The following is a 14,376-nucleotide window of genomic DNA, read 5'->3' as shown; positions in this document are numbered from 1 at the left end:
CCACCTTGTATAGAAACCCGGAATCGAGTCCGTGCGACCTGGAGGTGAGCACTGACTCACGTTCTTTCGGGAGGACAGTATGCGCATGACAGGGATTGATACACTCGAAGTTACAAGCGAACTGGTCGTTGACGGCAAAACCTACCGCTATTTCTCTCTCCCCGCCGCGGGGGAAAAAATCGGGGATATTTCACGCCTCCCCGTCTCAATGAAAATCTTACTCGAAAACGTTTTACGTTTTGAAAATGGCGGGAGTTGTCAGGTCAGAGACGCCGAGGCCTTCAAAAGCTGGGTGGCGTTTGGACATGACACGCATGAAATTCCGTTTCGGCCGGCGCGGATTTTGATGCAGGACTTCACCGGCGTCCCGGCAATTGTGGACCTCGCTTCCATGCGGGATGGTATCGTGGCGCTGGGCGGCGACCCGACCAAGGTCAATCCGCTTGTCCCGGTTGATCTGGTGATTGATCATTCCGTGATTGTCGATGTGGCGGGTGACAAGGACGCGCTTGAAAAGAACATGGCGCTGGAGTTCAAACGCAATGCGGAGCGCTATGCCTTTCTGCGTTGGGGGCAGAACGCCTTTGAGAATTTCCGCGTCGTGCCGCCCGGCCAGGGTATCTGCCACCAGGTCAATCTTGAATATCTCTCCCAGGTCGTCTGGACGCGTGATGAAGACGATGGGACTTACGCTTTCCCCGACACAGTTTATGGCACGGACTCGCATACGACGATGGTCAATGGGGTCGGTGTTCTCGGGTGGGGCGTTGGCGGGATTGAGGCGGAAGCCGCCATGCTGGGGCAGCCGATCTCGATGGTGCTGCCCGATGTGATCGGTGTGCGGCTGGAAGGCCAGTTATCCCCGCTTGCGACCGCGACCGATCTTGTGCTGAAAATCACCCAGATGCTGCGTCAGGAAAATGTCGTCGGCAAATTTGTCGAGTTTTACGGGCCAGCTCTGGATACGCTGCCCTTGGCGGACCGGGCGACAATTGCAAATATGGCGCCGGAATATGGCGCGACGTGCGGGTTCTTCCCCGTTGATGACATCGCGCTGGCCTATCTGGAGCAGACAGGTCGTGACCCACATCGCATTGCACTGACACGCGCGTATCTCAAAGCGCAGGGCATGTGCCGCGATACAAATGCGCCGGAGCCGATTTTCACAAAGTCGCTGACGCTCGATCTGGCGAATGTGCAGCCTGCAATTTCCGGGCCGAAACGGCCGCAGGATCTCGTTCTGCTCTCCGAAGCCAGTGCAAATTTCAATGCGGTCCTGCAAAAAGATTTCGGGGTTGTATCAACTGCGCGCGTCAAGCTTGCGGGGCAGGAATATGATCTCGGAAATGGCGATATCGTCATTGCCGCCATCACCTCCTGCACCAATACGTCAAACCCGGAGGTCATGATCGCCGCCGGCCTTCTGGCGCGCAAAGCGCATGAACTCAGTTTGCGTCCCAAGCCATGGGTCAAGACCTCGCTCGCGCCTGGCTCCCAGGTTGTGACGGATTATCTCAACAGGGCAGGCTTGACGCCGCATCTCGATGCGCTTGGCTTTGAGACAGTGGGCTATGGCTGCACGACATGTATCGGCAATTCCGGCCCGTTAGCGCCGGAAATCACCGCGGCGATTGAGGCGAACGGTTTGGTCGTGGCTTCCGTCCTATCTGGCAATCGCAATTTTGAGGGCCGGATTTCACTCAGCGTCAAGGCGAATTACCTCGCCAGCCCGCCGCTTGTCGTTGCGTACGCCCTCCTTGGCAGTATGTGTCAGGACATCACCCAAGTCGCGCTCGGGAAGGCACAGGATGGGCGCGATGTGTTCTTGCATGACCTCTGGCCAAGCCGAGAGGAAATCGAGACCGTGCTCGGCAAGGCGATTTCGCGCGATGGTTATGCCTCCAGTTACAAAAATATCTTCGAAGGCAGCTCGCATTGGAAGAATCTTGCCGTCGCGGCAAGCGGGCAACGTTCCGCCTGGGATGATTCATCAACTTATATCCATCAGCCACCCTATTTTGAAAAGCTGAAACCCAGTCCCGGCGTCACAAGCGATATTAAAAATGCTCGTATCCTCGCCATTTTGGGGGATAACATCACGACGGACCATATCTCACCCGCGGGGGCCATCAAGGCGTCGTCACCCGCAGGGCGCTTCCTGATGGAACGGGGCGTTGCCGAGGCGGATTTCAATTCCTACGGGTCCCGACGTGGCAATGATCTGGTGATGGTGCGGGGCGCGTTTGCGAATACGCGTATCCGAAACAGCATGATTCCGGGGGTTGAAGGGGGAATGACCCGTATCTTGCCGGATGGTGATATCGCGTCAATTTACGACGTTGCACAGCAATATCGCGCCCGGAACATTCCTTTGATCGTGATTGGCGGTAAGGAATATGGTATGGGCTCATCCCGGGACTGGGCGGCGAAAGGCACGTTGCTTCTCGGGGTTAAAGCGGTTATTGCGGAGAGTTTCGAGCGTATCCACCGTTCAAACCTTGTCGGGATGGGGGTGCTGCCGCTCGTTTTTCCAAACAATGTCAACGCCCAGACGTTGCAGCTTGACGGTTCGGAAACGATCACGCTTTCTGACCTGACGGATATTAAACCGCGCATAACGGTCCGGGCGGATATTGTGCGGCGCGACGGTCGCGGCTTGCGGGTTGATCTGATCTGCCGCATCGATACGGAAGATGAAGTGGAATATTACCGTCATGGGGGCATCCTGCCCTATGTTCTGCGGGGGATGACCAAAACTGACTGACACGGCAGAGATCATACTCGATGCAGGCGGGGTTGCAAAAACCTATGGCGGGCAGGCTGTATTGCATGACGTTTCCCTCTCCGTTACGAAGGGGGAGCTCGTCAGCATTATTGGTCCGTCCGGGTGCGGTAAATCCACTTTTTTACGTTGCCTTAACCTTCTGGAAGTGCCGGATCGTGGCAGGATCCGCGTACATGGCGTTGCGGTTGATCGCAACGCCGCATCCCGATGGACGCGTGAGGATGAGCGCCAGGCTCATGCTTTGCGGGCGCATGTCGGGATGGTCTTTCAATCATTCAATTTATTTCTGCATCGCACGGTGCTGGATAACGTCATGCTCGCCCCCCGTGTCGTCAAGAAAATGTCGTTTCAGGATGCCAAATCCGTAGCAGAGGAATTGCTCATTAAAGTCGGGCTTGGCCATGTCATGTCGCGCTATTCCTCCACTTTATCAGGTGGCCAGCAGCAGCGCGCGGCGATTGCCCGCGCCATGGCCATGAAACCCGATGTGATCCTTTATGATGAGCCGACATCCGCGCTCGACCCGGAACTTGCAGAGGAGGTGCTGCAAGTCATGCGCGCGCTTGATGATGAGGGGATGACCCAGATTGTGGTCACGCATGATATGCGTTTCGCACGCGCAGCGTCAGATCGCGTCCTGTTCATGGATGCGGGACATATCATCGAGGCCGGTGATCCGGACATTATGTTCGCCCGGCCGGAAGATGCCCGCACCAGGCGGTTTCTGCGGACATTTCTGTGATGCGCTGGCTGATTTCCCTCCTGACTTTTATCATGATGATCACCCCCGCCGCGGCGGGGGGCACTTTATTATGGGCTTCGGATGGGGAGGCGAATGTCCCCTATGTGTTTCATGACCCAGCTTCCCAATCCAGGATGCAGGGTTTTGAATTCGACATTATGCGCGAGGTCGGGCATCGGCTGAATGTCACGCCCAAATTTGTGCAGAATGACTGGGATGGGCTGATCCCTGGTTTGCGGCGCGGCCTGTATCGCCTCGTCGTCGACGGGATTGAGATCACGCCGGAGCATGAAGACGCCGTCCTGTTTTCCCGCCCTTATTACCAGACGGGAGAGCGCATTGTGGTGCGCAAGGGGCAGTCGGGGCTCGACAGTTTGGAAGCCTTGCGCGGTCATGTAGTGGGCACGATCCGTGGCACATATGCTGAACGCCTTTTGCGTGATTCCAGCGATATCGCCATCCGCACTTATATGGAAGAGACAAATGCGGTCTCCGATCTGCGGAATAAGAGGCTTGATGCATTGCTCGTGGATGCGCCGATCGCCGTCTATTATGGCGCGCTATCTGATGATCTGAAGCTCGTCGGCAAGCAGGTCGGCACCGTCCATTACGGCATCGCCATGCGGAAAGGCGATTACGCAATGCGCGACCGGGTGGATCGCGCCCTCTCCGATATGATGGCAGACGGCACATTGCAACGTATCCTCAGCCGCTGGAATCTGTGGACGCCGCAAATGGCGGCTTTTACCGGTGATGAGACGGAGCAGAATATCGCCCCTGTCGAGTGGGATCGATATCGCCTGGCGATGGCGGATCGTGGGGGATGGATTGACCGACTTGAACTTTATGCCGGGTTTCTTCCCCTTATTCTGCATGGGGCGTGGCTGACACTGGCGGTTTCAGCCGCGGCGATGCTGATCGCGGTGTCTTTGGGCGTTTTTCTGGCGCTGATGCGTCATTATGGGAGCAGCCCCCTTAAATTATGCGCGGGTGTTTATATTGAAGTCGTGCGGGGCACACCCTTATTGATTCAGATCCTCCTTATTTTTTATGGCCTGCCGCGATTTGGCGTTAATCTTTCACCCTTCCTGGCGGGTGTCGTGGCTTTGGGGCTCAATTATGCGGCCTATGAGGCGGAAAATTACCGAGCAGGGCTGATGTCTGTATCCCAGGGCCAGATGGAGGCGGCGATCGCGCTGAATATGACGCGGCTCGACGCTGTGCGCTTCGTCATCGTGCCTCAGGCTTTCCGTACGGTTGTGCCTGTCATGACCAATGATTTCATCTCGCTGCTTAAGGACTCATCGCTTGTCAGCGTGATCACCTTGACGGAATTGAGCCAGACTTACATCCGACTCTCATCCACCTATTATGATTATTTCGGGATCGGTCTGCTGATCGGCGGGTCCTATCTTCTGCTGGGACTTCCTTTTGTGAGATTGGCCCGTTATGCGGAGAAGCGCCTCGGTCGTTTCATACTAGCCAATCACAGCCATCACCACTGAAAAGACGGCCCCCATCAATGTAATCAGTTGCAAGGGCCGTTTTTCAGGCCGGGTAGGCTGGGTCCCTGTTCTCTCTACGCATGGGCAGGTTCGGGCCCGCCATACCGTTTTCCATGGCGTTGCGTAAAATGGTGACCCAGTTATCAAACCAGGACTGCGTCCGCCCGATGAAGCTTCGTACCGTGCGGTCAGCTGCAAAATCCCGCACATTCCAGGAAGAGAGTGGCGCGATAAGGCGGAGGGAACCAGACTCATTCGGCGCGAGGAAGACGACATCACGGTGGGGTACCACGTTCCCGTTGTGCCGGGCGCCGCGTAAACCCATCGGGCCTGTACAAACAATGCCGGGTAGGGTATGCCGGGGCGGTCCAGCTCATCACCAATAATGGCGGGGAAGTCCTGTGGTCCTGAGCGATGAGATATTTTGGACGGCGCGAGATACCAACATTCCTTCGTGCCGTCAGGTGACGTTATTTTTGACGATTGTGAAACGTAATTGCCGGTCCCGTCGCATAAATTAAACTCACTCTCAAGCGCCATACGGGTGAGGGGATGCGTGTCTGCACCCAGCATGATGACGCCCGTCACGATATTCTGATCAATCCGCACGAGGGAGAGAACTTCCTGAGAGCCCTGAAGTCCCCCTTCCCGCCGCAACAAGTGGGCGCCATGTTCCGGCGGGAAGGGGAATGCGGTGCCCGGCAAGAGGGATACTGCCCGAGATACTGGCAAGTTCATCCGGTGAAGCCGGTGCTGACCCTGGCTGTGCCGTGGGGCGATCCTGATGTCCCGATTTGTCGGTGACAGACCCCCAGGGGAAATCACGGTGCAGCCATGAAGCCAGGAAGATGATCGCGAGGGCGAGGCAGAAGACGAAAGCGTAAATCGTCAGGCGCCATAAAAATGCGCGGCGCCAGAGGTCTTTCAGTTGTTTCACGACGTCAACCTCCGTGGGGGCAAAATCTTCAGTTCGAGAGGCGGCTGCGCGTACTCCCGGACTCCGCCGTCACTTCAGCTTTGACGCCATCCTGGGAGGAGACGAGGCGGACAAATGTGGCACCTCCCTGGCGGGCAACAATCAGCGTTTCACTGATCATGTCTTCAATGGAACGCACAAGGTCACGCGCTGACGCGCCGGAGCCGATTTTATGTTGCCGCTGCATGATCTGAAACAACAAAGCGGGATCAATCCCGCCGGGCTCGACGCGCAAGCCGTAACCATCAATCATAATTTCGATTTCCAGTGCTGCGACCCGGACAAGGTCGAGCCCTTCAAGCCGCCGGAAGACGAAAATCCGATCAAGTCGATTGAGGATCTCCGGCGCGAAACCCGCCTTACGCAGCGTCTCGGTCGATTCGGCGCGCATCCGGTCGGGGTCGCCTTCGAAATTCTGGGCGATCTCGGTCAGTTCCTCCGTCGCGATATTCGACGTCAAAATAAAAATGGCGCGTGTTGTGGAGACTTGCTCACCAGTGGAAGCTTCCGTCATATGGCCATCATTCCAGGCCGTGAGGAATTTTTTGAAGACATCCGGGTGCGCCTTCTCGATTTCATCCAGCAAAACGATGCTGTCGGGAAATTCCTTCAACCCGCCCGTCAAATTACCGAAGGAGTCGGAGCCGACATATCCTTTGGGCGACCCGAAAAGTTGTGTCGCGGCAAAGGCGTTGGACATTTGCGTCATATCGAAATGCAGCAATTTACGCCCTAATTGACGTGCCACCTGTTTGGCGAGATAGGTTTTGCCCGTCCCTGGTGGCCCGGCCAGCAGAAAAATTCCGACCGGTTTGCCGCGAATATGCAGGGCAAGGCGGCGACGCAATTGCTGCGCGATATCTTCGCAGACAGCATCCTGGCCAATGACGCGGGCACGGAGGCCGGCGGCGAGTTCATCTGCATCGATCAGCGCCTCTTTCTGCTCCTGCGCGAGCATTTCCTCAAGCGCTTTGCGATTGGTGAGGCGGGCGAGAACATCTATGAAAAATCCCCTCTTCCGTCGCAGCCCCTTCCTGGCACGCTTCGTGGCGTGACGGTCGAAAAAAAGCCACTCAAGAGTCATGACGCCAAAAAGCAGCGCGACCGGGTCGTAAAATGCCCGTGCACGTCCTAGTGTCTGAAGATGCCGTCCAGCGAGATGTGCAATGACATCAACGCCTGAAGCGTCAGAAGGATGATCAGGATCGGCATCATCACCGGCATCAGCCGGTTGAGGAGAGGTAGAAGATTTTTCATCTTTGCGGGCGTGGCAACATGAGGTATTTTGACCCTCTGTCACTTTTGAGTGACGTTTCGGACATCGCCAATTTCAACCGAAAAGCCACCAGTTGCAAGTATTAATCTTTTTTACCATGATGCAAGGGGCGATGGCTTGCGATTCACATTCTGCGCTTCTTTCCGCGCGGTTGGATTTTTTCCATTGCGCCACCGCTTTTCATTGCACGATCACATGTAGCAGCGCCGTGTCGCCACGCGTAGAAAGTGGCGCGATGGGTGAGACGTCGTAAATCGTGCCGACACCCAGCGTCAGCCCCGTCGGGCCCTCATCCTGCAAAATGCTGATTTTGATCTCTCCATATCGATCAATTGGCAAAATGATCTGCTGCGCCTCTGTGCCGAGCAAAATATTCTGGGTAAATCCAGCGCTCGAAATCGTGAGGAATGCGCCAGGTTGGCCGGTCAATATGCCCAGAGGCATGATGACGAGGCGCTTATCATCTCGCTTGAGCGCGACACGCAGCCTGTCTTTTTCAGAGAGGGACAGGGAAATTTGCTTGAGCGCGGCGGGCGCATCCCGTTCCGCGATCGCGCTGAGGGGAAGGGTCGGGATGGATGGGTCGGACTGCGCTGCGTTCTCCCGGGTGTCCGGGAGGAGGTTTTGAGACGGGACAGGGCTTTGTCCATTGTCGCGAAAGTGATGCGCGCCAAACCCGATCATGACAAGGGCCCCGATCAGGCTGAAAGGGACCCACCTCCGGAAATTAAAGTGCCTTTCGGGCGCCGGATTGTCGCGCCTTTGCCGAACTTCCTGCGGCTGCGGCTTTGGATCGCATGGTGCCGCATCATCGCGCCAATGGTGTGGATCACTTTCCACTATGTTATTTCCCTGTAAAATCTTTTAACCGGTGCGGGTTCCGGAGGCGTCAGCCTGTGGCGCATCATGTGACGCATTTATCAGGGATTGATCAAGTCGGGCCCCTATTTATTCGGCTTGCATTCATGACATAAGTAAGCGCTTATTCACACTATTATCTTCCGCTCAACGTCTCGGGGGGTGGCCTTCGCGGGCCGCTTTTTTTGTTTTGGCAAATAACATTTATATGCATAACGCCCTTGAAAGCCGCATCGCCGCGCAAATCACGCCGGCGCTTGAGGAACTGGGTTTTGACCTTGTGCGTGTCGCGGTTCTCGGGCGTGAGACGCCGACGATCCAGATCATGGCAGATCGTCATGATGGCGCTTTGATTGCCGTCGATGATTGTAAGCAGATCAGTCATGTTGTCGGTGTCATTCTGGATGTGGATGACCCCATCCCTGGCGCCTGGACGCTTGAAGTCTCCTCAGCGGGGATCGACCGCCCCCTGACGCGGGCGGAAGACTGGGCGCGTTTCGCAGGCCATATGGTGCGCGCTGAGCTGGATACGCCCATTGACGGGCGGAAACGCTTTGCCGGTGTGATTATCGGCGTTAAGGATGATACGGCTATCATCCGGCTGGAAGGTGACCAAGATGCGGTTTTGCCGTTGACGGAGGTCCGCAAGGCGCGTCTCGTCCTGACCGATGCGCTGATTGAGGCGACAGCCGCGCCGGAAGGTGAAGGGGATGAGGCAACCGCCCCGCGACGTGTTCCAAAACTAAATCCGGTCAAACCGGGTAAAGGTTCCAAGACAGGTCGTAAGGTGCAATAACCCTCACGCCTATGTGTTTTTCACCGGCGCAGCAGCGCCCTGTTTGAGGATCAGCTTTGATGGACACTTCCGTCTTACGCCCTGAGCTGCTTTTAGTCGCGGATGCCGTATCGCGCGAAAAGAACATCGACCGAGAAGAAGTCCTCGAAGCGATGGAACAGGCCATCCAAAAGGCCGGTCGCGCTAAATATGGCCATGAGAAGGACATCCGCGCGACAATCGACCGTAAAACCGGTGAGGTGCGCCTGTCCCGCTGGACCGAAGTTGTTGAGACGGTTGAAAATGAAGACACGCAGATCGCGCTTCATATCGCCGTGAAATTCCGTCCCGAAATCAAATTGGGTGAGCATATTGTGAACCCGCTCCCCCCGATTGATTTCGGACGTATTGCCGCGCAGACGGCCAAGCAGGTCATCGTACAACGTGTGCGTGAATATGAGCGCAAACGCCAATATGATGAGTTCAAAGACCGCGTGGGTGAAATCGTCAATGGCACCGTCAAGCGGACGGAATATGGCAATCTCATGGTCGAGATCGGTCATGCGGAAGCCCTGTTGCGCCGCGATGAATTGATCGCGCGTGAGGCTTTCCGCAATTCCGACCGGGTGCGTGCCTATATTTACGATGTACGTGATGAGCCACGCGGGCCGCAGATCTTCCTCAGCCGGACACACCCGGCCTTTCTGGCAAAGCTTTTCGCGCAGGAAGTGCCTGAAATCTATGATGGCATTATTGAGATCAAAGCCGTTGCGCGTGACCCTGGGTCTCGTGCGAAAATGGCTGTCATTTCCAAAGATGCCTCCATTGATCCGGTCGGGGCCTGTGTCGGTATGCGGGGGTCCCGTGTTCAGGCGGTTGTCGCTGAATTACAGGGTGAGAAAATCGACATCATCCCCTGGAGCCCCCAGGCTGCGACATTCGTCGTCAATGCGCTGGCTCCGGCGGAAGTCTCTAAAGTCGTGATTGACGAGGAAGCCGGGCGTGTCGAAGTTGTCGTGCCGGATGAGCAGCTTTCCCTCGCGATTGGCCGCCGCGGGCAGAATGTGCGCCTGGCGAGCCAATTGACGCGCTGGGATATCGATATTCTCACCGAGGCGGAAGAATCCGAGCGGCGTCAGGAAGAATTCCGCAAACGCACGCAGCTTTTCGTGGATGCGCTTGATGTGGATGACGTAATTGCAGGGCTGCTTGTCACCGAGGGCTATCACTCAATTGAGGAACTAGCCTATACGGACCCTGAGGAATTCAATAATATTGAGGGCTTTGATGAGAGCGTCGCTGAGGAGCTGATGCGCCGCGCGGAAGAGTATCTTTCACAACGTGAGCAGGCACTGGAAGAGCAACGCCGCGCCCTCGGTGTTGAGGATGCGATTGTGGAGCTGGATGTCTTCACCAACCCGATGCTGATCACGCTGGGTGAGAAGGGCGTCAAAACCCTTGATGACCTGGCGGATCTCGCCGGTGATGAGCTTATCGAAATTCTCGGCGCCGACTCCTTCAGCCTCGAAGACGCGAATGCGATTATTATGTCAGCACGCGCCCATTGGTTTGAGGACGGCACGGAAGCCGCACCTTCCGACAAAGCCGGGGATGATGCCTGATACGTGACGCACGAGTCGAAACAGGACGCGACGGACGCTTCCGGGCCGGAGGATAAGCACCTCCGACGCTGTATCGTCACGCGTCACTCCCAAAAACGGGAGAAAATGTTGAGATTCGTCGTTTCGGATGCTGGCGTGGTGACGCCGGATCTGGCAGGTCGCCTGCCAGGACGGGGAATTTGGTTGAGTGCACGGCGAGATGTGCTAGAAACCGCCCGAGCGCGGCATCTTTTTTCAAAGGCTGCGCAACGGAGCGTCACCATTCCTGACGATTTGTATGAGCGAATCGTTCTCGGGCTGGAAATGCGGATCGTGCAGGTGCTTGGCCTCGCGCGGCGGGCGGGCCAGGCGCGAACCGGGTTTGTAAAGTGCCGCGAGTGGATCAGCTCTGGCCATGTTGGACTTGTCATCCATAATGAGGATGCAAGTCCTGACGAATTGAGACGTTTACTCTCGGGGGCCACAGCGCTCCCTTGTGTAAAGCTGCCGTTTGGAACGCTTGCAAAGGCCTTCGGACGGGAACATGCAGTTTATGCCGTTGTCAGTCGAGGCGCTTTGGCGCAGAAACTGGCCGACGCGCATGAGAGATTGACAGGACTGGCAGGTAAGCCGGAGTGAGAGCCGTAAAGTGGCGGTTCGGACGGGGACAGGCGGGTAGATGAGCGAAACCAACGATCGGAAGCAGGGCAAACAGGCAAAGGGCGCGCCGGAAGAAAGCAGCGCAGCCCCGGAGCAAGGCGCTCAGGCTCAAAACGAGACTGCAAAGGGACGGCTGTCACTTCGCCCCTCTGGGCGCATGGAGCTTGGACGTACGGTCGATGCCGGTTCCATCCGTCAGAGCTTCAGCCGCGGGCGCTCGAAAGTTGTGCAGGTGGAAGTGCGCAAAAAGCGCACAAGTGCGTCGGAAGGGCGTGCCGGTGGGGGCGCTGCGCGGAGTGGCCGCGGCGTTGGCGCAGGTGGCCGCGCCTTGACAGCCTCCGAGCTTGCCACGCGCCAACGCGTGCTGGAAGAGCAGCGCCTTGAGGCAACTCGTCAGGAAGAAGAGAAAATCCGCGTTCTTTCCGCAGCTGAGGAAGCGCGTCGCAAGGCCGAGGCCTCCGCTGAGGCGGAAGCCCGCGTGGAGGAAGAGCTTCAGCAGGCCAAGCAGGCTGAAAAAGACGCGCAGGATGAGGCAGCACGCCAAGCGCGTGAAGCCCGTCGTGCAGAAGAGGAATCCCGCCGTAAAGCGCCTCTTGACCCCTCATCAAGGCGTGGGACGGGCGGCGTTGAACTGGCACCGCCGATCAAGCGTCTGCGGCCCCTGGCGGAACGCGCTGTCATGGCAGCCCGCCCGATGGTTGCGCGCAAACCTGATGGTGCGCCGACCGTACCTGGTGAGGCCGCGCCGGCGCGGCATGAGACATTACACCTCAAGCGCAATGTCTCTGATGATGATCGCCGTGGCGGCGGGCGCAAAGCCGGTATGGCCGCGCGGCGTGCCGCCACCCCCGCACCGAAAAAAGGCGCGGATTCGCGTCGCTCCGGGCGGATTGATGTCCGTGCGGCCATTGAGGGGGATGACGATAAGATGCGTTCCCTCGCATCGGTGCGTCGCCAGCGTGACCGTGAGCGGCGTCAGGCAGAGTTGGAGCGCCTCCGGTCAGACCAGGTGCGCGTTGTCCGCGACGTCACCCTGCCGGAATCGATCACGGTGGCCGAGCTTGCCAACCGTATGGCCGCGCGCCAGGCGGAAGTTGTCAAAGCCCTCATGAAAATGGGTGTCATGGCGACAGCGACTCAGCTTATCGATGCAGATACGGCTGAATTGGTCATTGGCGAATTTGGTCACCGCGTCCGGCGCGTGGCGGATAGCGACGTTGAGCTTGGCATTGAAGGCGTTGAGGATCGCGATGAGGATCTGAAGCCGCGCGCCTCTGTCGTGACCGTTATGGGACATATTGATCACGGTAAGACGTCACTTCTGGATGCGCTGCGCACGACAGATGTAGCCTCGGGCGAAGCCGGGGGAATTACCCAGCATATTGGCGCTTATCAGATCGCCCTTGCTTCCGGGCAGAAAATCACCTTCATCGACACGCCGGGCCATGAAGCCTTCACCTCCATGCGGGCACGCGGCGCTTCGGTCACGGATGTCGTTATCCTTGTCGTCGCGGCGGATGATGGCGTCATGCCCCAGACGATTGAGGCGATTAAACACGCCAAGGCGGCGGATGCGCCGATCATTGTCGCGATCAATAAGATCGACAAGCCGGGTGCCAATCCTGACCGCGTGCGACAGGAACTGCTCAGCCATGAAATCGTCGTGGAATCCATGGGTGGCGATGTCCAGGATGTCGAAGTTTCGGCTAAGCAGCGTCAGGGGCTGGACCGGCTTCAGGAGGCTATTCTCCTCCAGGCCGAGTTGCTGGAGCTTAAAGCAAATCCTGATCGCCTTGCGGAAGGCTCCGTGGTGGAAAGCCGCCTCGATCGGGGACGTGGCCCTGTGGCGACCCTTCTCATCCAGAAGGGCACGCTCAAACGCAGTGATATCGTTGTCGCCGGTGCTGAGTGGGGGCGTGTGCGCGCCATGCTCGATGAGTGCGGTCGCCCTCTGAAGGAAGCCGGACCCTCCATGCTGGTGGAATTACTGGGTATCACAGGCGTGCCGGGTGCGGGCGAGCCGTTCTTCGTGGTTGAAAACGAGAACAGGGCGCGGGAAATCTGCGCTTTCCGCCAGCGCCAGTTGCAGGATAAAGTGGCGGCCGGTCGTGCCGCAGCGCGTGGAACGCTTGACCAGATGCTGGCCCGTATTCAGGCAGGCAAGCAGAAAGAAGTCGCATTGGTCATCAAAGCGGATGTTCAGGGTTCCGCCGAGGCGCTTCAAGCCTCCGTGCAGAAGCTTTCTCAGGAGGAAGTCGGCGTCCGCGTTCTGAATGCGGCTGTCGGGCAGATCACGGAGAGCGATATCCAGCTGGCCAAAGTCTCACAGGCGGTTGTCATCGCCTTTAACGTGCGTGCGACGGCGCAGGCGCGTGATCTGGCTCACCGGGAAGGTGTGGATGTCCGGTATTATTCGATCATCTATCAGGTGACGGATGATGTTGAGCAGCTCATCAAAGGCCAGCTGGCGCCGAAACATCGCGAGAAATTCCTCGGATATGCGGAAATCCGTCAGGTGTTCAACATCACGCGTGTTGGTAAGGTGGCGGGTTGTTACGTCACGGAAGGTGTTGTCAAACGTGGCTGTGGCGTCCGCCTGCTGCGCGACAATATCGTCATCCATGAGGGTGACCTCAGCCAGCTGAAGCGCTTCAAGGATGACGTCAAGGAAGTGGCGCGCAATTATGAATGCGGTCTCTCCTTCGCCGGTTTCAATGACCTGCGTGAAGGCGATGTTGTTGAGTGCTATGAGATGGAAGTCGTCCCTGTATGAGTGAAGGACGTCGCCGGGCCGCCGGGCCTGGCCTTGGGCCGTCCCACCCGCAGGGGCCGACCCAGCGCCAATTGCGCGTGGGTGAGGAAATCCGACGCCTCCTCGCTGACCAGCTGACACGCACGGGGTTCCGGAATCCTGAACTTGTGGGCGTGCAGGTGACGGTCACTGAGGTGCGTGTCTCTCCCGATCTGCGCCATGCTACCGCGTTTGTCTGCCGCCTGGGACGTCAGGACGTTGAAGAGATTCTACCTGCCCTGCAGAAAGTCGCACCGCATTTTCGCACGGCCTTATCCCGGGCCATGCGCACGCGGATTGTGCCGGAAATTCATTTTCAGGCAGATACGGCTTTTGAACGGGCCATGGATGTTGAAGCCATCTTCAACTCCCCTGAGGTTCGGCGTGATCTGGGTAAAGACTGAGCT

Annotated in this window: 11 protein-coding genes and 1 pseudogene; 8 read left to right on the top strand and 4 right to left on the bottom strand. The window is 57.6% G+C overall.

The annotated features are described in order from the left end of the window. Positions 1-79: 79 nt before the first annotated feature. The 3 genes from acnA to AAYR33_06690 are packed head-to-tail and all read left to right on the top strand — an operon-like array spanning position 80 to position 5,032. Complete coding sequence (gene acnA, locus AAYR33_06700; GenBank protein XAO70746.1) at positions 80-2,764, top strand: aconitate hydratase AcnA; 2,685 nt, start codon at positions 80-82, stop codon at positions 2,762-2,764. 13 nt (positions 2,765-2,777) lie between these two features. Continuing rightward, entirely contained in the window at positions 2,778-3,527 is a 750-nt protein-coding gene (locus AAYR33_06695; GenBank protein XAO72422.1) for an amino acid ABC transporter ATP-binding protein, read from the top strand. Positions 3,528-3,559: 32 nt separating this feature from the next. After that, the gene (locus AAYR33_06690) at positions 3,560-5,032 is read left to right on the top strand and encodes an ABC transporter substrate-binding protein/permease (GenBank protein XAO72421.1); all 1,473 of its coding nucleotides are present in this window, start codon (positions 3,560-3,562) and stop codon (positions 5,030-5,032) included. A 43-nt stretch (positions 5,033-5,075) separates the two neighbouring features. On the opposite strand, the gene AAYR33_06685 is transcribed toward AAYR33_06690, so the two are convergent. From AAYR33_06685 to AAYR33_06670, 4 genes and pseudogenes are all read right to left on the bottom strand, one after another. After that, positions 5,076-5,324 carry a hypothetical protein gene (locus AAYR33_06685; GenBank protein XAO70745.1) on the bottom strand — a complete coding sequence of 83 codons (249 nt, stop codon included), beginning with the start codon at positions 5,322-5,324 and terminating at the stop codon, positions 5,076-5,078. A gap of 306 nt (positions 5,325-5,630) precedes the next feature. Continuing rightward, positions 5,631-5,969: a hypothetical protein gene (locus AAYR33_06680; GenBank protein XAO70744.1), complete on the bottom strand. Its 339-nt coding sequence runs from the start codon at positions 5,967-5,969 to the stop codon at positions 5,631-5,633. 28 nt (positions 5,970-5,997) lie between these two features. Further along, positions 5,998-7,265: pseudogene (locus tag AAYR33_06675) on the bottom strand (AAA family ATPase). A gap of 199 nt (positions 7,266-7,464) precedes the next feature. Beyond that, positions 7,465-8,124 (bottom strand): hypothetical protein, encoded by a 660-nt coding sequence (locus AAYR33_06670; protein XAO70743.1) that lies wholly within the window; start codon positions 8,122-8,124, stop codon positions 7,465-7,467. Positions 8,125-8,332: 208 nt separating this feature from the next. On the opposite strand from AAYR33_06670, the gene rimP reads away from it, so the two are divergent. The 5 genes from rimP (at position 8,333) to rbfA (ending at position 14,373) form a co-directional block, all read left to right on the top strand. Further along, positions 8,333-8,938: a ribosome maturation factor RimP gene (gene rimP / locus AAYR33_06665; GenBank protein XAO70742.1), complete on the top strand. Its 606-nt coding sequence runs from the start codon at positions 8,333-8,335 to the stop codon at positions 8,936-8,938. A 59-nt stretch (positions 8,939-8,997) separates the two neighbouring features. Next, positions 8,998-10,539 carry a transcription termination factor NusA gene (nusA, locus tag AAYR33_06660; GenBank protein ID XAO70741.1) on the top strand — a complete coding sequence of 514 codons (1,542 nt, stop codon included), beginning with the start codon at positions 8,998-9,000 and terminating at the stop codon, positions 10,537-10,539. Between the two features lie 3 nt (positions 10,540-10,542). After that, positions 10,543-11,157 carry an RNA-binding protein gene (locus AAYR33_06655; protein XAO70740.1) on the top strand — a complete coding sequence of 205 codons (615 nt, stop codon included), beginning with the start codon at positions 10,543-10,545 and terminating at the stop codon, positions 11,155-11,157. A 178-nt stretch (positions 11,158-11,335) separates the two neighbouring features. Beyond that, a complete protein-coding gene (gene infB / locus AAYR33_06650; protein XAO72420.1) occupies positions 11,336-13,951 on the top strand; it encodes a translation initiation factor IF-2 in 2,616 nt (871 codons plus the stop codon). Further along, positions 13,948-14,373 carry a 30S ribosome-binding factor RbfA gene (gene rbfA / locus AAYR33_06645; GenBank protein ID XAO70739.1) on the top strand — a complete coding sequence of 142 codons (426 nt, stop codon included), beginning with the start codon at positions 13,948-13,950 and terminating at the stop codon, positions 14,371-14,373. Before infB ends, rbfA begins: the two co-directional genes overlap by 4 nt. The last annotated feature ends 3 nt before the right edge of the window (positions 14,374-14,376 follow it).

The organism is Acetobacteraceae bacterium, from assembly GCA_039613835.1.
GTDB lineage: Bacteria > Pseudomonadota > Alphaproteobacteria > Acetobacterales > Acetobacteraceae > Sorlinia.
The sequence above is the reverse complement of the archived record's forward strand: the minus strand, read 5'-3'. Positions and strand labels throughout refer to the sequence as shown.

Coding starts and splice junctions, on each gene's coding strand:
- AAYR33_06690 (XAO72421.1), top strand. CDS start 3,560: ATGATGATCACCCCCGCCGCGGCGGGGGGCACTTTATTATGGGCTTCG.
- acnA (XAO70746.1), top strand. CDS start 80: ATGCGCATGACAGGGATTGATACACTCGAAGTTACAAGCGAACTGGTC.
- infB (XAO72420.1), top strand. CDS start 11,336: ATGGAGCTTGGACGTACGGTCGATGCCGGTTCCATCCGTCAGAGCTTC.
- rbfA (XAO70739.1), top strand. CDS start 13,948: ATGAGTGAAGGACGTCGCCGGGCCGCCGGGCCTGGCCTTGGGCCGTCC.
- nusA (XAO70741.1), top strand. CDS start 8,998: ATGGACACTTCCGTCTTACGCCCTGAGCTGCTTTTAGTCGCGGATGCC.